This window comes from Mycobacterium kyogaense, assembly GCF_036946525.1.
GTDB classification, from domain to species: Bacteria; Actinomycetota; Actinomycetes; order Mycobacteriales; family Mycobacteriaceae; genus Mycobacterium; species Mycobacterium kyogaense_A.
This window is the reverse complement of sequence record NZ_JAQIIY010000014.1, coordinates 17,148-40,615: the sequence shown is the minus strand read 5'-3', so window position 1 is coordinate 40,615 and position 23,468 is coordinate 17,148. Positions and strand designations below refer to the sequence as shown.

At 65.8% G+C, this 23,468-nt stretch carries 19 protein-coding genes; 6 read left to right on the top strand and 13 right to left on the bottom strand.

Annotation, left to right across the window (positions count from 1 at the left end; translation table 11 throughout):
• Window position 1 precedes the first annotated feature (1 nt).
• Both PGN37_RS12560 and PGN37_RS12555 read right to left on the bottom strand, forming a co-directional pair.
• Complete coding sequence (locus tag PGN37_RS12560) at window positions 2–1,084, bottom strand: alpha/beta hydrolase (protein ID WP_335331358.1); 1,083 nt, start codon at window positions 1,082–1,084, stop codon at window positions 2–4.
• Between the two features lie 9 nt (window positions 1,085–1,093).
• A complete protein-coding gene (locus PGN37_RS12555) occupies window positions 1,094–2,656 on the bottom strand; it encodes an FAD-dependent monooxygenase (protein WP_335331357.1) in 1,563 nt (520 codons plus the stop codon).
• 95 nt (window positions 2,657–2,751) lie between these two features.
• Here PGN37_RS12555 and PGN37_RS12550 point away from each other — a divergent pair, with 95 nt between their 5' ends.
• Window positions 2,752–3,354, top strand: coding sequence for a TetR/AcrR family transcriptional regulator (locus tag PGN37_RS12550; RefSeq protein ID WP_335331356.1), 603 nt, complete (start codon window positions 2,752–2,754; stop codon window positions 3,352–3,354).
• Window positions 3,355–3,365: 11 nt separating this feature from the next.
• Here PGN37_RS12550 and PGN37_RS12545 read toward each other — a convergent pair whose 3' ends face one another.
• The 7 genes from PGN37_RS12545 to PGN37_RS12515 form a co-directional block, all read right to left on the bottom strand.
• Entirely contained in the window at window positions 3,366–3,629 is a 264-nt protein-coding gene (locus tag PGN37_RS12545; protein WP_442932916.1) for a hypothetical protein, read from the bottom strand.
• A 372-nt stretch (window positions 3,630–4,001) separates the two neighbouring features.
• Complete coding sequence (locus PGN37_RS12540; protein ID WP_335331355.1) at window positions 4,002–5,051, bottom strand: Gfo/Idh/MocA family protein; 1,050 nt, start codon at window positions 5,049–5,051, stop codon at window positions 4,002–4,004.
• The gene (locus PGN37_RS12535) at window positions 5,048–5,836 is read right to left on the bottom strand and encodes an ABC transporter permease (protein ID WP_335331354.1); all 789 of its coding nucleotides are present in this window, start codon (window positions 5,834–5,836) and stop codon (window positions 5,048–5,050) included. Before PGN37_RS12535 ends, PGN37_RS12540 begins: the two co-directional genes overlap by 4 nt.
• The gene (locus PGN37_RS12530) at window positions 5,833–6,759 is read right to left on the bottom strand and encodes an ABC transporter permease (protein WP_335331353.1); all 927 of its coding nucleotides are present in this window, start codon (window positions 6,757–6,759) and stop codon (window positions 5,833–5,835) included. Before PGN37_RS12530 ends, PGN37_RS12535 begins: the two co-directional genes overlap by 4 nt.
• A 3-nt stretch (window positions 6,760–6,762) precedes the next feature.
• Complete coding sequence (locus PGN37_RS12525; protein WP_335331352.1) at window positions 6,763–7,839, bottom strand: ABC transporter ATP-binding protein; 1,077 nt, start codon at window positions 7,837–7,839, stop codon at window positions 6,763–6,765.
• 10 nt (window positions 7,840–7,849) lie between these two features.
• Complete coding sequence (locus PGN37_RS12520) at window positions 7,850–9,004, bottom strand: ABC transporter substrate-binding protein (protein ID WP_335331351.1); 1,155 nt, start codon at window positions 9,002–9,004, stop codon at window positions 7,850–7,852.
• 16 nt (window positions 9,005–9,020) lie between these two features.
• A complete protein-coding gene (locus PGN37_RS12515) occupies window positions 9,021–9,983 on the bottom strand; it encodes a sugar phosphate isomerase/epimerase family protein (protein ID WP_335331350.1) in 963 nt (320 codons plus the stop codon).
• Window positions 9,984–10,064: 81 nt separating this feature from the next.
• Between PGN37_RS12515 and PGN37_RS12510 the strand changes: the two genes are divergently transcribed.
• A complete protein-coding gene (locus PGN37_RS12510) occupies window positions 10,065–11,252 on the top strand; it encodes an ROK family transcriptional regulator (RefSeq protein ID WP_335331349.1) in 1,188 nt (395 codons plus the stop codon).
• A 61-nt stretch (window positions 11,253–11,313) separates the two neighbouring features.
• Here the strand turns inward: PGN37_RS12510 and PGN37_RS12505 are convergent, their stop codons facing one another.
• Window positions 11,314–11,916, bottom strand: coding sequence for a TetR/AcrR family transcriptional regulator (locus PGN37_RS12505; RefSeq protein ID WP_335331348.1), 603 nt, complete (start codon window positions 11,914–11,916; stop codon window positions 11,314–11,316).
• Window positions 11,917–11,996: 80 nt separating this feature from the next.
• Between PGN37_RS12505 and PGN37_RS12500 the strand changes: the two genes are divergently transcribed.
• Both PGN37_RS12500 and PGN37_RS12495 read left to right on the top strand, forming a co-directional pair.
• Window positions 11,997–13,421, top strand: coding sequence for an APC family permease (locus PGN37_RS12500; RefSeq protein ID WP_335331347.1), 1,425 nt, complete (start codon window positions 11,997–11,999; stop codon window positions 13,419–13,421).
• 5 nt (window positions 13,422–13,426) lie between these two features.
• The gene (locus PGN37_RS12495) at window positions 13,427–15,121 is read left to right on the top strand and encodes an amidohydrolase (protein WP_335331346.1); all 1,695 of its coding nucleotides are present in this window, start codon (window positions 13,427–13,429) and stop codon (window positions 15,119–15,121) included.
• Here PGN37_RS12495 and PGN37_RS12490 read toward each other — a convergent pair.
• Entirely contained in the window at window positions 15,118–15,720 is a 603-nt protein-coding gene (locus PGN37_RS12490; protein ID WP_335331345.1) for a TetR/AcrR family transcriptional regulator, read from the bottom strand. The two genes, PGN37_RS12495 and PGN37_RS12490, sit on opposite strands and share 4 nt — an antisense overlap.
• A gap of 195 nt (window positions 15,721–15,915) precedes the next feature.
• Here PGN37_RS12490 and PGN37_RS12485 point away from each other — a divergent pair, with 195 nt between their 5' ends.
• The gene (locus PGN37_RS12485; protein ID WP_335331344.1) at window positions 15,916–16,362 is read left to right on the top strand and encodes an MmpS family transport accessory protein; all 447 of its coding nucleotides are present in this window, start codon (window positions 15,916–15,918) and stop codon (window positions 16,360–16,362) included.
• Window positions 16,359–19,271 (top strand): MMPL/RND family transporter, encoded by a 2,913-nt coding sequence (locus PGN37_RS12480; protein ID WP_335331343.1) that lies wholly within the window; start codon window positions 16,359–16,361, stop codon window positions 19,269–19,271. Before PGN37_RS12485 ends, PGN37_RS12480 begins: the two co-directional genes overlap by 4 nt.
• 53 nt (window positions 19,272–19,324) lie before the next feature.
• On the opposite strand, the gene PGN37_RS12475 is transcribed toward PGN37_RS12480, so the two are convergent.
• On the bottom strand, window positions 19,325–21,658 hold the full coding sequence (locus PGN37_RS12475; protein WP_335331342.1) for a transketolase-like TK C-terminal-containing protein: 2,334 nt from the start codon (window positions 21,656–21,658) through the stop codon (window positions 19,325–19,327).
• Window positions 21,659–21,678: 20 nt separating this feature from the next.
• Complete coding sequence (locus PGN37_RS12470; RefSeq protein ID WP_335331341.1) at window positions 21,679–23,466, bottom strand: FAD-dependent monooxygenase; 1,788 nt, start codon at window positions 23,464–23,466, stop codon at window positions 21,679–21,681.
• Between the last annotated feature and the right edge of the window lie 2 nt (window positions 23,467–23,468).

Sequence of the window (23,468 nt, the reverse complement as noted above, 5' to 3'; positions counted from 1 at the left end):
GTCAGGGCTCCTGGGTCGTGGGTGGGACAGCGGTGTCAGGGAATTGGGTGCGCAGCCAGCCGATGATCATGGGCACGACTTCGGCGATCTTGGTCATGGCGCAGTGCCCGCTGTCGGGGAGGAGATGGACCTCGGTGTGGGGGCGACCGCCGAAGACCAGCGTGTCGGATGTCGGGACGAAGTAGTCGTCGGCGCCGTTGATGACCATCATGGGTGAGTTACGTTCCGCGACAAGGAGGCCGGCTCTCGACATGCCAGCCATAGCGGCGGTCAGTTCGGCCAGGGTGGGTGGTTCGTCGAGACGCAGTGCGTTGCCGACGATGTCGCGCATACCGTAGGGGAGCTGGCCGAGATTGTCGGCGGCGAACGCATCGACCAGCGGGCCACCGATGTTGACGGCAGCGTCGACGAGTCCGGAAAGACCGGACGCGGCCGAGAAGTTGGCGCCGAACGACAGGCCGAAGTGGGCGACCCGACCGTCTCCGAGGGTGCGGGCAGCATCGATGATTCCCGAAATGACCTCATCGGCGTGAACGTTCAACGGCACCGAGGTCTCCCCGGTGCCTGGGAGATCGATGGCCAGGGCGGTCATCCCGGTGCCTTGGGTCAGCGCCACACAGAACGGGTGGAAGTCCATCTTGAAGGTGTCCACCCCGCCGCCGGCAAGCAGCACAGGATGGCCCTTCAGGTTGCCGTCGGTGGAGAACAGGTGAACCGGCATGTCGATGGTGTTGCCGCGGTAGGGAAGCGTGAGGACGCGCCGCTCGAAATGCACGGGGAAATTCTTCGCCGCCAGTTCGTAGTGCTCGAGCTGCAGGGCCAGTGCGCGGATGCGGGCATCGGTGTTCAGGCAGGGGAAGTGCGCACACCCGTAGGCGTAGGCGGCGAGCTGGTGATCGGCGGCTTCGGCATAGGACTCTGCCAGCGCCGACCATTCGAAGGACCAGCCGCCGGGCGCGTCAGCCCACATGTCGGTGGTTCGGGCGCGCACACCGTCGATGTCCGCCAGCGGGATGCCGAAGCCGGCAAATTGATGAGTGCGATCCTCGAACATGGCGTGCGGATCGATGTCGAAGGTGTACACAGGTCGTCCTCAGCGCTGCAAGGTCGCGAAGTAGTCGTCGACGACGTTCGGTGCGTGCTCTGTGGCGATGGCTCCGATGTATCCGTCGGGGCGGATCACGACCGTTCCGCCGCCCCGCTCGAGACCGAGCCTCCTGGCCACATGCTGCTGCGGATCGGCGATCGACACGTCGTAACCCGAGCGGATGGGACCACCGGCGTCGGAGGTGAGCAAGATGCGCCGACCATGCCGGAGGGTGCTCACCGGCGGTGCGTCGTCGCCGGTCGCGATGGTGAGGATCGCGTGGCCCACGCCCCACGCGGCGCCCAGCCTGTGGGCGACATCGCTGTCGCCCAGAGGGGGGAAGTAGTCGCCGGCGGCGACAGGGCCGCTGCGACGACTGTGCTCGATCACCACGGGACTCCGGCGGTAGTTGATGTTGACTTCGGCGGCCCAGTCGGCCATGGCCCGCGGAATGGGCCCGACATGTGATGCCACCTTGAGCAAGGCGTTGCGCAGATGCTGTCCGGCGCCGCTGACGGTCCCGCCGCGGCTCAGCCGGTCGCTGGACTCGATCACCTGCTGTGCCACGGGGTGCCGTTCTGCGTGGTAGCTGTCCAGCAGGCCGTCGCCTGCGGTCGCGTGGATGACGGCGGCGAGCTTCCATGCCAGGTTGTGCGCGTCCTGCATCCCGGTGTTCATGCCCTGCCCACCCGCCGGGCTGTGGATGTGGGCAGCATCCCCGGCCAAGAACACACGCCCCCAACGGTATTGATCGATCTGGGCATGGTGGATTTCAAATGTCGTGAGCCAATGCGCCCGCACCAGGTCGATGCCACCGACCCGGTCGTCGACCACGGTCTGCAGGTCCTCGAGGCGTGGATGGAGATTCAGTGGTGCGCCGTCGGCGTCGTGCACCTGGGCCATCACCCGTATCCGGCCGTCCCGCATCGGCATGGCCAACACCGGGCCCTGGGGAGCGAAGAACGTGAACATCGTCTCCGGATCCAGATCGTGTTCGGCGTCGACGTCGCCGAGCAGGAACCTCTCACCGACGAACGAACCGCGGAGCCTGCCGCCGAGCAGGTGACGGACGGCGCTATGGGCGCCGTCGGCGCCGATCACCCATGCCACCGTGACGTTTTCGTCGGTGCCGTCGCCGTGGCGCAGACCGACTGTGACGCCGTCACCGTCTTGACTCAGGGCAACCAGCTCGACGCCACGCTCCACTTCAACGCCCAGTGACGCCAGGTGCTCAGTCAGCACCCGTTCGGTCTCGGTCTGAGGTGTGTTGAGGCTGAACGGATATGCGGCGTGAACGCCGTCGAGGGGAACGCGCATCAAGAGATCGCCGCCCGAGTAGAGCGCCATCCCACGGGCTTTCACTCCCGTCGCGATGAGTGCGTCGACCACTCCCATGCGTGCGAACATGTCCAAACTGCGCGCGTGCACCGCGATTGCCCGCGATTCGTCGGTGGGGACGGCCAGTTTGTCGACGATTCGCACCGACACCCCGCGACGGGCGAGTTCGGCTGCGGCGACCAGCCCGACGGGTCCCGCTCCCACGACCACCACGGCGGCGGTGTCAGCCATCTTTCCTCCATCGGTTCGCTCCACGACAACGAAATTCACGCTACGTTGAAACTAGTTTCAACGCAATAGGAAACTGTGGCGCTACACTGCTCGCCGTGGTGAAAAATCCGCCGACCCCGGGCCCTCGCGACGAACGCGGGGTTCTCCAGGCACGCATCCTGACTGCGGCGCGCCTCGCGTTCGCCGAAACCGGCTGGGCAGGAACGACAATCCGTGCTATAGCCCGTGCTGCCGACGTCGATCCCGCGCTGATCTATCACTACTTCGGGTCCAAGGAAAACCTCCTCGACGCGGCCACCCAGCCGCCGCAGAAGTGGCTGGAGGCGGTCATGGCGTCGTGGCAGGCGCCCACCGACGAACTGGGTCGGCGTCTGCTGGCCACCATGATGGACAGCTGGGCCGACGAGGAGATCGGGCCCACCCTGCGAGCCACCGTCCTCACCGCCGCGCACGAAGCCAGCACCAGAGAAAAGCTGCGACTGATCGTCGAACGCAGCCTCATGGGGGTGTCGAGCCTCGGTACCGACGATCACGAACGCCTCGTGCGCAGCGGCCTGATCGCTTCACAGATCATCGGACTCGCGCTGATGCGCTACGTATGGAAGGTCGAACCGATCGCCTCCATGGCCCGCGACGAGGTCATCGACGCTGTCGCCCCCAACCTGCAGCGCTACATCCACGGTGACCTGACCACCTGAGCGCCGCAGGATCAATCTCGCGCGGGCTCTACAACTTCGACGACGTCGAGCACCGTCACGTCGATGCTGATCGCGAAATCGGGCGGATGGACCTCCTCGACGCTGCCGGCCGCAGCCTGAAGGTCAGCGATGCTCGCCCACTGGATGTACTCGACGATCTTGGTGCGGTCACTGCTGCGATGAACGCAGCACGACACGAAGCCCGGCCGGGAGGCGAAACGTCGTGCCTGGTCGACAATTTGCCGAACCCGATCATCAACAACCTCGGGCTCCACGTGCATGGTGACCACCAGCGTCAGTAGTGGGCGATCTGCGTCGATGTACACCTGCGCTCCTTCCGGCGAACGGTGATCAGGGGAGGGCCGCGGACACAGCAGAGGCGCAACGATCGGAACCCGCCCATCTCTCGCGCCGCGGGAGCACGCACGTGCGTCAACGCCCCGACCACTTCCGAAGTCTCAACGTACCGGGAATCTAAATTCAACGCAAGAAGAGACTTTTGATTGCGCGTCGAGGTTGGTGAGCGACTTCGACGACGCTGCCCATAGCTGCGTGGCGGCGCTGCCGCGGTGTAGTTCGGGGCAGCGGCGTGTGCCCTGCCGACTCGAGCAGATCGACGACTGTTGGCCATGGCTCTGCAGTGGCCCTCAGCGCTGTACGAACACCCACTGTCCGGAGCGTGCGCTCTCCGCGATGGCGTCGCCGACCACGACCTGTTCGAAGCCGTCCTCGAATGTCGGATAACCCTCTGCTGGGCCGCCGTCGACGGCGGCGTACACGGCGCGGAACAGTGCCTTGAACGCATCCGGGTAGCCCTGGGCGTGGCCGGCCGGGTAGTCGCCGATGGAACGCAGCTGTATCTGGTTGGGCTCGTCCCGATGCCCGATCCACAGGCGCTCGGGATCCTCGGTGTTCCACGCCAGAGATTCCGAGGCGCCGCTGATCTCGAAGCTCAGATAGTTCTTGCGGCCCGGCGACACCTGCGACAGCGTCAGTACCCCGCGAGCACCGCCCTCGAACCGCAGCAGCATTCCTGCCACGTCCTCTGTCGACATCTGCACCGGCTCAATAGGACCGGACGAGGCGGCGAACGTCTCCACCGCGCCGGTCGGTCGTTGACGAGTGGGCACTACCGTCGTCAGGTCTGCCATCACGGCCTCGATCCGCTGCCCCGTCACGTAGCTGACGAGATCGAGCCAATGCGAACCGATGTCGCCGACCGCGCGCAGCGGTCCCCCCACAGCGGGGTCGAGTCGCCAATTCCAGTCGGTGTCTTTCGACAGCCAATCTTGGAGATAGCTTCCGGTGATGAGGCGCACCTCGCCCAGGAACCGAGACGCAGCCTCCTGGCACAGCGGGTAGAACCGCGAAATGAAGCAGACAGCGTTGATTAGACCGAATTCGTCCGCGGCAGAGCAGAGTTGATGCGCCTGCGACGACGACAGGGCCAACGGCTTCTCGCAGACGACATGCTTGCCGGCTCGCAGTGCGGCGAGCGCCTGCTCGAAGTGAAGGTAGTTGGGCGAACAGACATGTACGACGTCCACATCGCCCAGCATGTCGTCGAAGCTTCCGTAGGTGGGCGCGAAGTCGACGGTCCGCGATCCGACGACACCGCCGACGCATATGCCGAGCCGTGCAAGGGCTTCTGCGTGGGTGCGGGCCATGAAGCCCGTTCCGACGATGCCAGCTTTCATGACCGGAACAGAAACCTTTCCACCTTGCCCAGGCGCAGCACGATGGCGAACGCCAAGGCCACGACCGCGATGAAGAACGCGGATACCGCACCGAGGGCGGGCGTGATCGCGCCGCGCAGACCGGAGTACACGAACACCGGCAGCGTCTGGTTGTCGATGTTGGTCAGCACCTGGCTGACGACGAAGTCGGTCATGCTCAGCACGAACACCACCAATGCGCCCGTGACGATGCCGGGTGCTAGCAGCGGGAGCCGCACGAACAGGAACTGCTCGACGGGATCTGCTCCCAGCGTGGCCGCGGCGGGCACCAGGTTCGGGTCGGTGTCCTCGATCGCTGCCAGCACCGTCCACAGCATGAACGGGAAGCACGTCACCGCAACGGCTACGGCGACCGCGGTCAGGCTGCCGCGCACTCCGAGCCAGCCGTACAGGTCGAAGTAGGCGAATGCCGTGACGATCGTCGGCGACGACAACCCCAGCGAGAGCAGCACTGTGAAAAGCGTTCTGCTGTAGCGGCCCACATTCGGTAGCGCCAGCGCGGCCGGGACGCCGCAGACGACGTTGATGACCACGCTGATGCCGGCGACGAAAAGGCTGTTGCCCAGTGCCGTCCACACTGCGGTGTCGCTGAACATGTCGGTGTACCAGTGCGTCGTGAAGCCTTGCGGCGGGAAAGTCAGCACCTCGCCGGACGACAGCGACGCCATGAGTACCAGCAGCGTCGGCGCCAGCAGCGGGATCAGCGCCAGGCCGGTGATGACGGCGGCAACGCGGATGCGCTTCACCGTCCTCTCCTGGCCCGTCCGAGGAACAGGATCAGCGCGGTGCCGACGCTGACGATGAGCAGCAGCAAGATGCCGATCGCTGCGCCCTGCGGTGGGTTGCCGAGCCCGAGGTAGCGGTCCTGCAGGAAGTTCGACACGAAATTTCTCAGGCCGCGGCCGAGGATGGCGGGGTCGGCGAACGCGGCCATCGTCAGCGCGAAGCACGCGGCATATGCGGCGACGATCCCGACGCGTAGCTGCGGCAGCGTGATTCGTAGAAAGACGGTGAATGGTGTGGCCCCGAGAGTGGCTGCAGCGGCGCCGAGTTCAGGGTTGACGCGCAGCACGGCGGGGAGCAGCACGACGACGGCAGCGGGAAGCAGGATCTGCACGATACCGATGCCGATGCCCCACAGGCCGCCGACCAGGGATGCGCCGGTCAACCATTCGACGGGACCGCCAGGCCCGATGGTCACGAGTAGTCCGAAGGTGCGGGTGATGTCTCCGGTGAGCATCGGCACGAACACTCCGATGAGGAGGGCGAGGCGCAGCCAACGCAACCGAATTCGGGTCAGTGTCAACGCATACGGGATGGCGATGGCGATCGCCACCATAGGAACGAGCACAGCCATCACCACCGATCGCGTCAGCACGGTGTGGAACTGGGGGTCGGCGACGAGGTCACGGTACTGCGTGAAGGACAGGTCGCCCTCAGTGGCGAGAAAGCTGTCGTATTCGTGGATGCTGCTCCATAGCAGCACGCCGAGTCCGGCGACCAGGGAGCCGGCCAGGATCAGTCCGGGTATCAGTGCGGCGACGCGTCCGGCACGCGGAGGCACAGCCTTACTGACGGCCGTGCGCATGACGATGAGGCTGTCGATGATGCGGAACAGCGCAGGGGTGTCCTGGGAGTGCCATTTCTCGGAGACGTTGCGGGAGTGCATCGGTCAGGCCTGCGTGACGATGGGGACGTCGTCGGCGTTCCAGGCGACGACGACATTGTCGCCCACGTCGTGGGTCGCGCCGTTGCGACTGGCCGGTACGTGCACGGCGGCGGTGGGTCCACAGTCCAGTCGGATCTGATAGAAGGTGCCTTGGCCGTCGAACGCGGAGAACTGCACCTCGCCCGGGAGCCCGTTGTCATAGCAGTGTCGCTCGTCCGCGGGAACGAGGCGGAGGCGTTCGGGCCGCATGACCGCGGTAGCACGGCCGAGTGGCACGGAGGACCCGACGACGACGGTGACCGGGATATCGGCGGAGCACCGCAACGTCCCCGCGCTGTCAACGGAGCCCTCGAGGAGAAGCGGGTCGCCGAGGAATCCGGCCACGAATGTGGTTGCAGGATTGGCATACAGCTCGGAACCCTGTCCGCACTGCACGACGCGGCCGGCGTCCATCACGGCAATTCGGTCGCTGACCATCAGGGCTTCGCGTTGATCGTGGGTGACGTTGACGATGGTGACGCCGAGCTCGCGGTGGATACGGGTGAGTTCGAGCTGCATGGATTCGCGCAGCCGCCGGTCGAGCGCGGAGAGCGGTTCGTCGAGCAGCAGGATGCGTGGTTCGTAGACGAGCGCGCGCGCCAATGCCACGCGTTGGCTCTGCCCGCCGGACAGTTCGCTGACGGCGCGCTGCTGCAGGTTGGGCAGCTGAACGAGATCGAGTGCCTCGTTGACGCGCCGGGCGATCTCCTTGCGGCCGACTCGACGCATCCGCAGCGGGAATGCGACGTTGTCCCCGACGGACAGGTGGGGGAACAGGGCGAGAGACTGGAACACGACGCCGAGGTCGCGGGTGTGCGGCGGGCGGCCGGTCATGCTGCGGCCATCGATGATGACGTCACCACTGTCGGCGTCGAGCAGGCCGGCGATGACCCTGAGCAGCGTGGACTTGCCGGAGCCCGAAGGGCCGAGGAGCGTGAAGAACTCGCCGACGCCGATCTCAACGGACACATCGTCGAGCACGGTCATGTGCCCGTAGGTCTTGACGACATGCTCCACCCGGATGGCGGCGGTCGAGTTCATCACGTACGTCCTAGCGGCCGATCGCGGCGTCGTAGGCCTTCTGCCATGCCTCGTCATTCTTCGCCATCAGCGGGATGGGCGCCACGACCGCTTTGACGGCTTTCAGGTCCTCAGCGCTGCGTGGAAAAACGGCCTTGTTGTCTGCCATGTACGCGGGCACGGTGGCGTCCGGGTTGACCGGGATCAGGCCCAGCTTGTCGGCGACGACCGATTGTACCTCGGGATCCAGTAGGTAGTTGGCGAAAACCTGTGCGTAGTAGGCATTCTCGTCGGGAATCCCCTTGTGGATGTAGTAGGCGTCGCCGACGACATAGATGCCTTCGGACGGTGCGACGAGCGCGACGGGGGCACCGGCGTTCTGCGCCTGGATGCCGGTGCCGGAATTGCTGATCGCCATCTTGACCGAGCCGGTGGTCAGTGCGGTCACGAGGTCGGAATTGGAACCGAGCTGAGCGAGGTTGGGTTTGAGTTCGGAGATCTTGGCCCAGACGGAATCCATGCCGGCGGGCGGGTTGTTGGCGGGGTCGATCCCCATGGACTGGGCGAAGCCGAATGCGGTCGACGAGTAGATGGTGTCGACGGCGAGACTTCCGCGCAGTTCGGGCTTGAACAGGTCATCCCAGGTCTTCACGGTCGCCGGATCGATCTTGTCGGTGCGGACCAGGAACGGCACGGTCAAGGTGTAGGGGTTGAGGTACGCCCACGGTCCGTCGGTGTGGTCGGGCGGGGCGGCGGTCTCAGCGGTGACCTTCTTCAGGTTGGGGACGACTTCGGGGTCGAGCGGAATCGTCCATCCGCGTGCAGCATTGGTGTAGGCACGCTGCTGGGCGTTGAAGGAGGCGTCGGCGCTGGGACGCTGGTTGGACTGCATCTCCTGGTTGAGCTTGGTGTAGCTGACCGCTTCGTCTGTGGTGTCCCAGACGATGGGGATGCCGGTGTCCTTGGTGAACTTCGCAGCGGCAGTGTCGGCGTAGACCTTCTCCTGGTCGCCGCTCCAGATGCGGATGACGAGGCGGTCGGGTTTGGTGGCCGGCTTCTCCGTGACGCCGGCGCTGGATGTCCCGGACGACGAGGTGCTCTCACTGGAGCTGCCGCAGGCCGAAACTCCCCCCATGGCAAGGACACCGACGGCAGTGACGGCGAGGATGTGTTTGATGCGACTCATGACCGGCTCCTGAGGGTTAGTGCGGAAGCAGTTCTGAAGAGTCCAGCGGCATCATCGGCGCCAGATAGCGGTACCCCAAAACCAGGGCGTTGGGCTCTTTTCCGAGCATTTCGACAATGTCGGCCTCGCTGTCGATCTTCGACATCGCAGCCTTGGCGAACACCTCGTCCTCGTGCTCGATGTCGAGGTTGCCGGTGTAGCCGACGTCGGTCAGGGCGGTGATGACGCGGCGCCAGTCAATGACGCCCCACCCGGGGGCGCGGAATCGCCACCAGCCGTTCCCGAATCCCTGCATCGGCCCAAAGGCGTTGCCGTAGAAGCCGAGGCGTCCGCGCTTGCGCTCGTCGATGTCGATGTCCTTGGCGTGGAAATGCACGATGCGGTCGCCGAAGTCGTATATCGCCTGGAGGTAGTCGATGCCGAGGAACACCAGGTGTGACGGGTCGATCTCCAGCCCCAGGGCGGGGGAAGGGACGGCCTCGAACATCGCCTGCCAGATCTCGGGGGAGAAGGCGAGGTTCTCGCCGGTGCGGTTCTTGTGATGCAGCATCGGGCAGTTCTCGATGCCGATCTTGATGCCGAGATCCTCTGCCTCTTTGGTGAATTCGGTGTACAGGGTGGTGAAGGGTTCCATGCAGTCTTCGACGCTGAGGCCAGGGGTCATACCGGCGAACGTGCAGACGGCGGGGACCTCCATGCGAGCGGCGAGCTGCATCACCTTACGGAAGTAGCGCTTGTACTCAGTGGCTTCGGCTTCGTCGGCGGCGAGGTAGTTGGGGTAATAGCCCAGCGCAGAGATCTCGATGCCTCGGTTATCGAGGTCGGCTCGAATCTCTTTGAGCCGTTCATCGGTGACCTCGTCGGCATTGAGTGACGACTGGGGCCACGCGGACAGCTCCATCGACGTGAAACCGGTGTCCTGGGCGAACTTTGCGATGTCGCCGCTGTAGTCGGTGTAGAAGCCGAGCCTCATTGCCATCCCTTAGAACGTTGGGTCTTGCTGACGTTCTCGACGCTATGAGACCCTTCTGTCCGTGTCTAGAACAACTTGCGTCTTTTCATGACGGAACCGGTGCGGCTGACGTCACTGCAACGTCGGGTCGTGGGGGAGCTGTTGACCCGAGGGTCTTTGTCGCGGGCGGATCTGACGGAACGGCTGGACGTGTCGCGGTCGCGGTTGTCGCCGGAAGTGGGATCGCTGATCACGAAAAAAGTTGTGCGTGAGGAAGAGTCGATGGCCTCGACGGGTGGCCGGCGGGCGACGCGGTTGGTTCTGGGGGACGGCTCGTTCGGTGTGGCGGCCGGGGTGGACATCGACGCGGGTGGGGTGTCTCTGGTACTGATGCAGCTCGACGGGACGGTTGTGACGCGACGCGTGGTGGAGTGTTCGGCACCCTCGGATCCTGGGCCGTCCTTGACAGCGATCGCTGTGGCGCTGAAGGAAGAGTTGACCAGCGCGCGGACCACGGTGCGGTTGATCGGGGTGTCGATTGCGGCCGACATCGACAACGCGGGTCAGGTCTCAGAGCCTCCTCCGACCATGCCGGCGTGGGCGGGGGTGTCGATCGGGGGTTATTTCTCGGGCCGATTCGGTGTTCCGGTCTACGTGGAGAACGACGTCAATGTACTGGCGGTGTCCGAGAGGGCTAGGGGTGGGCCGGCGTCGGGGTTGCGCAACTATGCGGTGGTCAAGATCTCCAGCGGCGTGGGCTGCGGGCTGGTGGTGAACGGCGCGCTGGTGCGGGGTAGCGACGGGTACGCGGGGGACATCGGGCACGTGTGCGTCGACCCGGCGAGCGACGCGGTGTGCGCGTGCGGTAACACGGGATGCCTGGAGGCGTCGGTGTCAGCGCCGGCGTTGGTGAGGGAGGCAGAAGCGCTGGCGTCGTCGGGGGCTTCGCCGGCCCTGGCGGAGTTGCGTGCTGCGGGCCCGCTGTCGATGCAGACGATCGGGCAGGCAGCGCTGTTGGAAGATCCCTCTGCGACGGCGTTATTGCGCTCTGCGGGAAAAGACGTGGGTTATGCGATCGCCGGGTTGGTGACGATCCTCAACCCCGCGGCGGTCTTCGTCTCGACAGGTATCCGGGGCGCGGAGAACGTGGTCCTGTCGGCGGTGCGGCAGCAGGTGTACGAGCATGCGCGGCCGGCAGCCACCAAGGGGCTCGTGATCGGGATATGCCAGACGGGGCGGGAGGACGGGGCCGTGGGCGCCGCGGAGTATGCGTGTCATGCGATGGTGGCGGGCTGATGCCCTGATTGAGTGACGAGCTTTGGATGGCGGGCGATCGCGACAGTCCGCAGACCGCCGTCTAATCGCTTGGTGGGCAACCTAATTCGGACGCCACCGCAATCATGGCGGCCGCGGCGTTGTCCACCGTCAGCAGCGCGTTGCCCGCGACGACGTGCAGGCCGTAGGCGTCTTCGAGCGCGACGAACGTCATCGCGAGCTGATCGTCGTCGAGGTTCGGCGTGAACACGCCGCTGTGCCTGCCCGCGGCCACGATGCCGCGGTAGGTGGCGGTCTGGCGGAGGTACATTTTCTGCACGAGTTCGTCGTGCAGAGCGGAGTTGCCTGCGAGAAAGTCGAATTCGTACAGCAGGCGCATCAGCGCGTCGTCGGGTCCGCTGGGTAGGCCCGCCCGGATCGCGATTCCGAGCTGCCTGCGAGCATCCGCCGTCTCGCCGACCAGGCGATCGCGCTCGTTGCAGAACCGTTCCACGCCGGCGGAATGCGCCTCCACGAGCAGTGCGTCGAGGTCGTCGTAGTAGTAGAGGACGGTGCCGCGGCTCAGTCCGGCCTGCTCGGCGACATCGGTGAGGGACAGCGAACGCAGGCCGCGCTTGTGTCCGGCGCTGTAGGTGGCCTCGATGAGGGCCTGTCGGCGGGCGCCCTGATTACGCGGTCGAGCCATGGGTTGACAGTAATCGAGGTCACATGCCACATTCTTCGACGTTACTGTCAAAGAATTCCTCCCCGACGTCTGGACCCGACATGACCCGATCGACGACGCCCCCCGGCGTCACCGGCCAGCCGCCCGCGACCTACGACGGCGTGCTCTCGCGTTCGCTCGGCGTGGGCGGCAACGTCCTGATCACGCTGTCGGGCATCTCGCCCGCCTCCAGCGTCTTCGTCCTCGGTGGGGCCGCGCTGGCCGCCTACGGCACGGGAGTGTTCTGGGGCTTCGCGATCGCCGGTGTGATCAGCGTGCTGATCGCGCTCTGCTACGCCGAGCTCGCATCCCGCCATCCCGTTGCGGGCGGCGACTACTCGCTGGTCAGCCGAACCCTCGGCCCCGCAACGGGTGTCGCGGTGTTCTTCGTCGGACTGGTCACGCTGCCGCTGATCGTGGCGATCTTCGCGCTGGGTGTCGCCGACTACCTGGGTGTCGCGATCGGAGGCCTGGACCCGCTGTGGACGGCGGTCGTCGTGACGGTGCTGGCCACGGCGACGGCGTGCCTGAACATCCGCGCCAACGCGTGGGTGACCGGCGCGTTCCTGTTCGTGGAGATGGCGGCACTCGCGCTGCTGGCCGTCCTCGGGTTCGTGCACGTCGAGCGGCCGGTCAGTGCCCTGCTCGATCCGCAGGCGTTCGACGCCGCGACGGGCGGCCTGGCGCCGCTGGGAATCGCCGGCCTCGTCATCGCCGTCACGCAGGGGATCTTCTCCTACAACGGCTACGGCGGAGCGGTGTACTTCGCCGAGGAGACGAAGAACGCCAGGCGCGCCGTCGCCCGCGCGGTGCTGTGGAGCGCCGCGATCACGATCGCAGCGGAGATCGTTCCGCTCGCCGCAATCCTTCTCGGCACGGGTTCACTGACCGACCTGTTCGGATCGGACCTGCCGGTCGAGGCGTTCCTCGAGGAGCGCGCCGGACACGCCGTGACGGTGTTCGTGCTGGTGTCGATCGCGCTCGCGATCGTCAACGCGATCATCGCGATCGCACTGCAATCCGGCCGTCTGCTGTTCGCCGCGGCACGCGACCAGGCCCTGCCCGCCTCGCTCGCCGCTCCGCTGACCCGCGTGTCTGCGTCGACGCAGATGCCGTGGGTCGCGACGATCGTGATGGGCGTTCTTGCGACGGTCGGCTGCCTGATGCCGCTGGACGTACTGCTCAATGCCACCGGATCGACGCTGGCCTTCAGCTATGGGTTCATAGCACTCGCGGCAATCATGATGCGGCGCAACGCGTCTCCCGATGACGGCTACCGTATGCCACTGTGGCCGCTACCACCGGTGGCCGCGCTGCTCGCGATCGCGGCGATCTTCGTGGTCGGCGTGCTGGACCCGAACCAGTGGCTGAGCCTGGGCATCGCGGTCGGCATCGTCGCGGCCGGCTTCGCCTATTACTTCTGCTATCTGCGCTCGCGGGCGGGCACTCACCTGCTGTTGCTCGACGTGCGCGACGAGGAGGGCTGACGCAGATGGACACTCTCATCACCAACGCGCGGGTCCGCACGTTCGACGACGCGCTGCCGTGGGCCGAGGCCGTCGGCGTCCGTGACGGCCGCATCGCCTTCGTCGGTCCGGTCGCCTCCGCTCCCGACGCCGAGCAGGTGATCGACGCGGGTGGCCGGCTGGTGACGCCGGGCATCGTCGACAGTCACAACCACCTGCTGCTCGGATTCGACGAGGACGCCGTATCGCTCGAGGGTGCACACGACCTCAACGAGGTCCGTCGACGCATCTCCGAATTCAGCAGCAGGCGAAGTGATCTGACATGGATTTGCGCCGAGAACGCCGTCTACTCGGTGGTCGAGGGACGTCGACCCAACGCTCGCGACCTCGACGGGCTCACCGACAAGCCGCTGTTCATCACGACCTACGACCAGCACTCGGTATGGCTCAACCGCGCAGCGCTGGCGGTACTGGGCATCGCAGACGGCGCCGACGTGCCGTGGGGGCGGCCCGAACGCGACGAAGTCACCGGAGATCCCACCGGGTGGGTGACCGACTTCTACACGAGCGCCATGACCGAGGCCGGCCTTGCGGCGCTGCAAGCCGACGTCCCGATGTACTCGCCCGACCGTCGTTACCGAAAGCTGCAGTCGAGTATGCGGATGGCGACGGCGCTGGGCATCACGACGGTCGTGGAACCACAGGTGCCGTTGGCTGAATTGCCGTTGTTCGAGCGTGCTTTGGCCGAGGGGGTGTTGACGTCGCGGGTGATCGCGGCGCTGTTCCATCCCGTCGGCGCCGACGGTGGCTTCCGGCGGCGGTTGCGTGACGCAGTCGATTCGGCGGCGGACCATCCGATGCTGCGACTGGGTCCGGTCAAGCTGTACGCCGACGACGTCATCGAACCGCACACCGCGCTGATGCTGGAGGATTACGCCAACCGGCCGGGTCAGCGTGGCAGGCCGAGTTATCCGGGACGCGAACTCGTCGCCGTGATCGGCGAACTCGACAGGATGGGATTCCAGACCCACACCCACGCGACGGGAGACGCGGGAATCCGCCTGACCCTCGACGCAATCGAGGACGCCGCTCGGGTGAACGGGACGCGCGACCGCAGGCACGGGATCGTGCACGTCGAGTGCTTGCACCCCGACGACCTGCCGAGGTTCGCGGAACTGGGTGTGACCGCGGCGATGCAACCACGACACTGCTCGCCAGATCTGGTCGCGGGCACCTGGATGGAGAACGTCGGCGAGGAGCGGTGGGATCGCGCGTGGCGTTTCCGCAGCCTGTTGGAATCCGGTGCGACGGTGGCATTCTCGAGCGACTGGCAGGTGGGGGAGATGGATCCCCTCGTCGGCCTGTACTCGGCGGCGACACGAGCCGGGCTGGACGGCTCCGACCCGTGGACCGTCGACGAACGGGTCGGCCTGGATCGCGGCTTGGAGGCCTACACCGTCCACGGTGCGCGCGCCTGGCACGCGGAACACGACCGGGGCCGCATCCGAACCGGGCTGTTCGCCGATCTCGTGGTGTGGTCCGGCGACCTGTACGACCACCAGAACTCGCCGGAGGGGCTACTGCACCAGCGCGCCGAGCTGACGATGGTCGACGGAACGGTCGCGCACTCGACCGGAACGCTGACCGATCGCGTGGGCTCGGATCTCGCGGTCGATCCGGTGACTGCTGGCACGGCCGTCGAGCACGTGCACTGCCACTAGAACTCGGTGACCTTTCTGGTCAAGCTGGGCAGCAGCACCGTGTCCACGAGGGTACGGACGGTGTCCTCGGTTGGCGGTCGGTCGGCGACCAACGCTCGGAACACGAGGTATCCGGGCAGCAGATCGAAGATCTCCTCGTTGATCGCCGATGCGTCGATGTCGCCGCGTTCCACCGCGGCGGCGAGCACGCCGTCGATGATCAATTTGCGCTGTATGACGAACTTTTCCTGAAACGCCTGGCTGAGCCGCGGGTTGTGCGACATCTCGTTTAGCACCGCCCGCATGGTGGCGGTGTGCTCGCGGGAATGCTCGCACACCGCGCGCCCGATCTCGAGCAGATCGGTGCGCAGCGAGCCCGTGTGCGGCGGCACCGACGAACTGCGGGTGCCCTCGATGAATGCGGCCAGCACCAACTCGGCCTTCGAGGGCCAGCGCCGGTACATGGTCGCCTTGCTGGCCCGTGCTTCTGCCGCGACGGCCTCGACGGTCAACCGGTCGTACCCGTGCTGTTGTAACTGCTGCAGCGTGACGGCGAGCAGTTCAGCTTCACGCGTCGTCCATGGACACTGCGCGGTGTCAGCCGTGGACTCGGTGTTCACATTTTTCACCTTAGGTCGCGCGATCGGAATGCATCCGCGACCGGCGACGTTCGCAGCGGGGAGAGCAGTCATTCGTGCGCGCGTCAAGCGGTTGCGACGCGTTGAACGGTACCGTACCGTTCTCGTACGGTCCACGGGATGATCGACGGACACGGCCGGTGCCGGCTATGTCGGCCGGATGCGAAAGGCGCACCAGTGAGTGGGATTTCGGTTGGCCGGTTCGCGCGGCGGTGGTGGACGGTCATCGTCGCCGTCGTAGTCGTCGCGTTGGTCGCGTTCACCGTGGTCCGGTTGCACGGCATCTTCGGATCCGACAACGAGGTGTCCCGGCCGGGATCGGACGCGTTGGAGAACACGGGGTTCAACCCCAAGCAGGTGATCTTCGAGGTCTTCGGGTCCCCGGGATCGGTGGCCACGATCAATTACCTCGACATCCACGCCCAACCGCAGCGCGTCGACGATGTTCCGCTGCCGTGGACGCAGACGCTGACCACCGACGACCCGACGCTGTATGCCGACCTGCGCGCTCAAGGCGACGGGGCGACCATCGGATGCCGCATCACGGTCAACGGGATAGTCAAGGACGAAAGGTCCACGAACAACGTGAACGGGTACATCTCCTGCCTGGACAAGACCGCATGAGCAACCACAGCGCGGAGACCGCCGAGGGGTCACGGATGGCCCGGCTGATCCGCCGGCTCGCACTCCCCATCGTGTTGGTCTGGGTCGCAATCGCGGTGCTGTCCAACGTGATGGCCCCCCAACTTGAGGTCGTCGGTGCAGAACGCTCCGTGGGTCTCAACGCGCCGGACGCACCGTCGATCATGGCGATGCGCCATATCGGCCAGGTCTTCGGTGAATTCGACTCCGACAGCGCAGCGATGATCGTGCTCGAGGGCGACAAGCCGTTGGGAGCCGACGCACACGAGTTCTACGACCGGTTGGTCAAGCGGCTGTCGGCGGACACCGAACACGTGGAGCACATCCAGGACTTCTGGGGTGACCCGCTCACGGCCGGTGGATCGCAGAGCAAGGACGGCAAGGCCGCGACCGTACAGCTCTACCTGCACGGAAACCAGGGCGAGGCGGCGTCCAACGAGTCGGTGGACGCAGTCCGCAAGATCGTCGCCGACACTCCGGCGCCGCCGGGTGTGAAAGCCTATGTCACCGGCGCATCGCCCTTGGTCACCGACAACTTCGAAGTCGGTAGCGAGGGCACCCATGAGGTCACGGCCATCACGTTCCTCGTGATCGCGATCATGCTGCTGGTCGTCTACCGCTCGGTGGTGACGATGCTGATCGTTCTCCTCACGGTGGCCGTCGAACTGATGGCAGCGCGCGGCGTGGTCGCAGTTCTGGCCCATTCCGGTTTCATCGGTCTGTCCACGTACTCGACCAATCTTCTGACACTGATAGCCATCGCGGCCGGAACGGATTACGCGATCTTCGTCGTCGGCCGGTACCAGGAGGCGCGCAGCAAAGGGCTCGAACGACTGCCGGCCTACTACGACATGTACCGCGGCACCGTGCACGTCATCCTCGGCTCGGGCCTGACCATCGCCGGCGCTGTCGCGTGTATGCAATTCACCCGGCTGCCGTACTTCCAGACCTTGGGCATACCGGCGGCTCTCGGGGTTCTCATCACCTTGGCGGCGGCGTTGACGATGGGGCCCGCAGTTCTGTTGATCGCCAGCCGTTTCGGATTGCTGGAACCGAAGCGCAAGCTACAGGCCCGCGGATGGCACCGGATCGGCACTGCCATCGTGCGCTGGCCCGGCCCCATCCTGGTGGTGACGATGGGTATCGCGCTGATCGGCGTGCTCGCGCTGCCCGGCTACCAGACCAGCTACGACAACCGGCCCTACATCCCGGACAGTGCGCCCGGTGTGGTCGGTATGCAGGCCGCTGAACGGCATTTCACCGAAGCGCGCATCAATCCAGAGCTGTTGATGATCGAGACCGATCACGACATGCGTAACCCGGCCGACATGCTCATCCTGGAGCGCGTTGCCAAAGCGGTCCTGCACACGCCGGGTATCGCCCTGGTCCAGTCGATCACTCGGCCGCTCGGCACGCCGATCACGCACAGCTCCATACCGTTTCAGATCAGTGCGTCGAGTGCCAGCCAGATCATGAACTTGAGCTACCAGCAAGACCGTGCGCAGGATCTACTCAAACAAGCCAACGAAATCGACAACACCATCAACGTGCTCAGGCAGCAGCTGGCCCTGCAGCAGCAGAGCGCCGCGGTCACACACGAGCAGACCGAGGCGTTCCACGACACCGTCAACACGGTCACCGATCTGCGTGACAAGCTCGCCAACTTCGACGATCAGTTCCGGCCCTTGCGCAACTACTTCTACTGGGAGCCGCACTGTTTCGACATCCCGATGTGCGCCGCGCTGCGCTCGGTGTTCGATTCCCTCGATGGCATCTCGCAGCTGGCTGACAAATTCAACGCCATCACCGCCAGCCTGGACAAACTGGATGCGCTCCAGCCCCAACTGGTTGCGCTGCTACCACCGCAGATCGCCATCCAGGAACGCAACCGCGAGCTGACGTTGTCGAACTACGCGACCACGGGTGGAACCAACAACCAGAGCCAGGAGGCGCTGGTCAATGCCACCGCCATGGGGAAGGCCTTCGACGACGCCAAGAACGACGACTCGTTCTACCTACCGCCAGAGGCGTTCGACAACCCGGACTTCAAGCGCGGCCTGAAGCTGTTCCTGTCGCCCGACGGTAAAGCGGCCAGAATGATCGTCACCCATCAGGGCAATCCAGCTGACCCCGAAGGTATTCCGCACATCGATGCAATCAAGGATGCGGCGTTCGATGCCCTGAAGGCCACCCCGATGTCGGACGCCAAGATCTACGTCGCGGGTCTCGCTTCGACAAACAAGGACATCCAGGAAGGGATGACCTACGACCTGCTGATCTCCGCGCTGGCAGCGTTGGCGCTGATCTTGCTGGTCATGATGTTCATCACCCGCAGCATCGTGGCCGCGATCGTGATCGTCGGTACCGTGGCACTATCCCTCGGCGCATCGGTTGGTCTGTCAGTCTTGTTGTGGCAGTACATCTTCGGCATTCACCTGTTCTGGATCGTCGTTCCGTTGGCGATCATCTTGCTGCTCGCGGTCGGTGCGGACTACAACTTGCTGCTGATCTCGCGGTTCGAGGAGGAGATGCACGCTGGTCTGCGCACCGGCATCATCCGAGCGATGGCCGGTACCGGCCGCGTCGTCACCGCAGCCGGACTGGTCTTCGCGGCAACGATGTCGTCGTTCATCTTCAGCGACTTGGTGGTGCTCGGTCAGATCGGCACCACGATTGGGCTCGGTCTGCTCTTCGACACCCTGGTCGTGCGCTCGTTCATGACACCGGCCATCGCGGCGCTACTGGGCCGCTGGTTCTGGTGGCCGTTGAACGTGCGGCCCAGCCCCGCCAGCCGAATGTTCCGCCCGTACGGAACCCGCACCGCGGTAAGGGAGTTGTTGCACCTCGACGAGCGCAAGCGAGACACCCCGACGGCGACCGCCGAGAGCTGACGGGCTCCGGGGCCACACCGCCACCTACGACGAGGCGCCTTAACTCCTCTGGGTCAGCGCACGTCCAAGGCGGCACCGACGATGCTGTCGGTGTCGATGCCGTGCAGGCGATACACCGACTCCAGGTCACCGACCTGACCGAAGACGCTCACTCCCAACGACTTACAACGCACACGATTGATCGTCGCAAGGAACGCCAGGGTGTGGGGATGCCCGTCGAGCACGGTGACCATGGGCGCGGCTCGATCGGACGGGAAGATCTGGTCGAGAATCCACGACGGTCCTTCGATGAGGCCGTCGCGGGCACGGATCGCGCGGTACAGCAGGTCGGGGCTCGTCACGCAGATGACCTCGGCCTCGACATCCGCGCCGGCGAGCCGGTCCGCCGCTGCGAGTGCCTCGGTGGCCAGCGCGCCCATTGCCACGATGGACACCGCGGGCGCGATGGCCGGCCGCAGGGTGTATGCGCCGGCGAGGACGTGCCGGCGTCGTCGTTCCCGTGCCGCCGGATCCGTCGGAATGCCGGCCAGATCCTGGCGCACCGGACGGGTCGACAGTCGCAGGTAGGACGACGACCCGTCAGGCTTGCCCAGCCGGCTGAGGCACTCGAGCAGAATCCACTCGACCTCGGCAGCGAACGCCGGTTCGTAGCTGGTGCAGCCGGGTTGCTCGAGACCGATGGACGGCGTGGTGATCGACTGATGCGCACCGCCTTCGGCGGCCAACGTGACCCCGGACGGCGTGCCGACGAGGACGGATTGTCCGCCCGCATAGATACCGAAGGACCACGGTTCCAGCGCACGTTCGACGAAGGGGTCGTACAGCACCCCGATGGGCAGCAGCGGCTGCCCCCAGCGACTCCAGGTGGCGCCGAGTTCGCCGAGCAGGCCGACGAGGTTGACCTCGGCGATCCCGAGTTCCATGTGCTGCCCGGTCGGGCGTTCCCGCCAATGCATGATCGTGTCCGAGTCGTCGGCGAACCAGTCGGGCCGTTCCGACGGCGACCACACGCCCACCTTGTTGAGCCACCCGGCCAGGTTGGTGCTGGAGCTGACGTCTGGGCTCACGGTGACGATGCGCCGGGCCACCTCGGGCGCTTCCCGTGTCAGGTCGAGCAAGGTGCGTCCGAGTGCGCTCTGGGTGGTGGACACCGCGGGTGGGTTGCGCCCGATGTCGGTCGGGACCCGCGGGGGTGCGACGGGCTGAATGGCGTCTCGGTGCAGCCGTTCGGCGACCTGACGGCAGAGTCTGCCGGGGGACGACACGGGGTCGAACCGGTGGAAGGGTTGACCGGCGTCCTCACCGAGAGTGGCTGCCAGGTCGGCGAATTGGTCGTCGGTCAACAGCGACGAATGGTTCTGTGGGTGCCCTTGGGTGGGCAACCCGTACCCCTTGATGGTGTAGGCCAAGATGACAGTGGGTCGGGTGTCGTCGATTCGGTCGTAGGCGTCAAGCAGGGTCGTGAGATCGTGCCCACCGAGATTGGCGATTGCCCGGACCAGGGTGGCGTCGTCGAGGTCGGCGATCAACGCGGCCACTCCGGCCGATCCCGGCCCGTTGCCGGGCAGCCTGGCGCGCAGCTCCTCTGCCGAACAGCGAAGCAGCCGTTGATATTCGGCGTTGGGCATGGTCACGATGCGGTGACGCAGGTCGTCACCGCCGGGCCGGCGGAACAGCCCGTCGAGCACGGTGCCGAACTTCACGGTGAGCACCTGCCATCCCGCGGCGGCGAACATTGCCTCCAGCCGCCCGGAGGCGATGTGGGGGACGACGCGGTCCAGCGACTGCCGGTTCATGTCGACGATCCAGACGATCTCCCCGAGCTCGGGGACCACCGGATCCAGCACGGCTTCCCAGATGGCGCCCTCGTCGAGTTCCGCGTCGCCGACGAGCGAGTACTGACGCCCGGTCCCACTGCCACCGAACACGGTGTCGACGTAGCGGCGCGCGAAGGTGGCCCAAATCGGTGCCGTCGCCCCGATGCCCACTGATCCCGTCGAGTAGTCGACCGGATCGGGGTCCTTGGTCCGACTGGGGTAGCTCTGCAGGCCGCCGAATTCCCGCAGGCTGGTCATGTACTGCTCGTCCAGAGATCCGAGCAGGTAGTTGATGCTGTGCAGTACCGGAGATGCGTGGGGTTTGACCGAGACCCTGTCGCCGGCGCGTAGCCGTCCGAAGTACAGCGCAGTCATGATGCCGGCGATCGATGCCGACGACGCCTGATGACCGCCGACTTTCAGGCCGCTGGCATTGAGACGTCTCCGGTTGGCGTGGTGCACCATCGCTGTTGACAGCCAGAGCACACGGGATGCGATCGTGTCGAGATCCGACACTGTCGCCGCATCGCGTGGACCAGACACGGGTTCGGGAGAGTGGGCGATCGTCATGACGTCAGCCGTCCTTCGGTCTAGGCGGAGTGCTCACCGCGGTGCGCGCTGTCGTAACCGTAGACATCACGCCAACGGTTCTCGATGAATTTCACGAGGCGGTCGATCGACGCCGGACCGGTGCGGGTCCGCCACACCACGTGGCCGTCCGGTCTCACCACGACCGCACCCTGTTCACCCACTTGAAGCAAGTCCACCACAGCGCCGTCTGCTCGGCTCACTGCGACGATTGCCAGCGGCACCGAGACGGGATGCTCCGATAGGGCTTCGGTCCATGGCCGCGGATCGGCGGTGAACAAGGTGAGTCCCCGGCGGCGGACAGCATCGTGGGTCGACGTCTCGACACCGTCGGGTGACGTGAAGGTCGCATGCGGGAGGCGGGCGCCTGGGTGGGTGGTCGGGCGATAGAGCGCGACGTCGCCCGCGGGGCAGGGACCTTCGGATTCGTCGATCAGCGCACTGTGGTGCGCGTAGCCGAACTCCAGGCCGCTGGCGACGAAATGTTCCTCCTGCCCCGGAATGGCCTCGGCCATCTGCAGCCTCAGCCGCCGACTGTGCGCGCTCTGCCGCAGCAGGCGCCGGGTGCGCGATGTCTGGGCGGTGGTCAGCGCATCCGCGACGCGCGCGATCATCCCGTCGGGAAGCCAGTTCAGCGGCAGCGAGCCGAAGAGCTCGGTGGCCCGGTGCAGCGATCGGTTCGTGATGCCCAGTGGCGCGGTGACGTGGTCGAGGGCGAAGTGGTTGCGGGCGCTCTGCTCGGCGAACCGCTCGATGACCGGCCGCCGCTCGGCTTCGTAGGTGTCCAACAGGGATTCCGTTGCGCCGTCGCGCAGCACCGCTGCGAGCTTCCACGCAAGGTTGTGGGCGTCCTGCACCCCGCTGTTGAGGCCGAACCCCCCGGTGTGGGGAAACCGATGCGCGGCATCGCCGATGAGCAGCAGCGGACCCTGGCGGAACCGGCCTGCGATCTGCTGGGTCATGGTCCAGGTGCCGGTCGAGCGGATTCGGTAACCGGCGGACCCGATCACGTCGGGCAGGATTGAGTCCCAGTACCGTCGACTGTTACGCGCGATCGACTGTGCCGCATGCAGATACGGCGTCATCAGCACATAGTCGTCGTCGGCGTGAGCGATCATCACGCCGCTGAAGCGCGGGTGGTAGATCCAACTGAGGAGCGGTCGACTTGCACCGTCCGGGTACAGCCTGGGCGCATGGAAGAAGACGCTGCCCATGTTGGCCAGGACAGGGCCGCTCATGCTGATTCCGGCCTTGTCCCGCAGAGCACTGTTCGCCCCATCGGCGGCGACGACGAAGCAAGGCGCGACGACCTCGCGATCACGTTCTCCGGACCGTAGAACGACTCTGCTGCCGAGGATCTCGGCGTGACAGCCACGGCGGAAATCGACCAGGGGTTCGCTCTCCACTGCGTTCCACAGCGTCGGCATGAGCAGATGCTGACCGATGTGGGAGATGAGATGACGACTGTGTGTGCGGACCTCCGCGAGCCGGGCCGGCTGGGACAGCAGGTCGATCTCGCCGATCGGATCGGAGCGGACGTCGGTGCACCAGCGGATGATGTTGACGGTGTCGATCGGCGGTGTGATGTCGTCCAGCGCGCCGCCCAGGTCGGGGGAAGCCTGATGCCAGATCTCCAGCGTTCGGGCGTTGATGACGTGCGCTGCCGGATGCAGGCGCGGGTCTCGCCGCTCTTCGACGAGAGTGCTGGGAATGCCGTAGCGCGCGAGCAGCAGCGCCATGGTCGATCCGGCAGCACCGGCACCGACAATGACGATCGAGTCATTGACCATGT

What these genes read in the sequence shown, in the direction of transcription:
- PGN37_RS12555 (WP_335331357.1), bottom strand. Translation starts at nt 2,656, where the DNA reads ATGGCTGACACCGCCGCCGTGGTGGTCGTGGGAGCGGGACCCGTCGGG.
- PGN37_RS12540 (WP_335331355.1), bottom strand. Translation starts at nt 5,051, where the DNA reads ATGAAAGCTGGCATCGTCGGAACGGGCTTCATGGCCCGCACCCACGCA.
- PGN37_RS12530 (WP_335331353.1), bottom strand. Translation starts at nt 6,759, where the DNA reads ATGCACTCCCGCAACGTCTCCGAGAAATGGCACTCCCAGGACACCCCT.
- PGN37_RS12525 (WP_335331352.1), bottom strand. Translation starts at nt 7,839, where the DNA reads ATGAACTCGACCGCCGCCATCCGGGTGGAGCATGTCGTCAAGACCTAC.
- PGN37_RS12520 (WP_335331351.1), bottom strand. Translation starts at nt 9,004, where the DNA reads ATGAGTCGCATCAAACACATCCTCGCCGTCACTGCCGTCGGTGTCCTT.
- PGN37_RS12515 (WP_335331350.1), bottom strand. Translation starts at nt 9,983, where the DNA reads ATGGCAATGAGGCTCGGCTTCTACACCGACTACAGCGGCGACATCGCA.
- PGN37_RS12510 (WP_335331349.1), top strand. Translation starts at nt 10,065, where the DNA reads ATGACGGAACCGGTGCGGCTGACGTCACTGCAACGTCGGGTCGTGGGG.
- PGN37_RS12505 (WP_335331348.1), bottom strand. Translation starts at nt 11,916, where the DNA reads ATGGCTCGACCGCGTAATCAGGGCGCCCGCCGACAGGCCCTCATCGAG.
- PGN37_RS12500 (WP_335331347.1), top strand. Translation starts at nt 11,997, where the DNA reads ATGACCCGATCGACGACGCCCCCCGGCGTCACCGGCCAGCCGCCCGCG.
- PGN37_RS12495 (WP_335331346.1), top strand. Translation starts at nt 13,427, where the DNA reads ATGGACACTCTCATCACCAACGCGCGGGTCCGCACGTTCGACGACGCG.
- PGN37_RS12480 (WP_335331343.1), top strand. Translation starts at nt 16,359, where the DNA reads ATGAGCAACCACAGCGCGGAGACCGCCGAGGGGTCACGGATGGCCCGG.
- PGN37_RS12475 (WP_335331342.1), bottom strand. Translation starts at nt 21,658, where the DNA reads ATGACGATCGCCCACTCTCCCGAACCCGTGTCTGGTCCACGCGATGCG.
- PGN37_RS12470 (WP_335331341.1), bottom strand. Translation starts at nt 23,466, where the DNA reads ATGGTCAATGACTCGATCGTCATTGTCGGTGCCGGTGCTGCCGGATCG.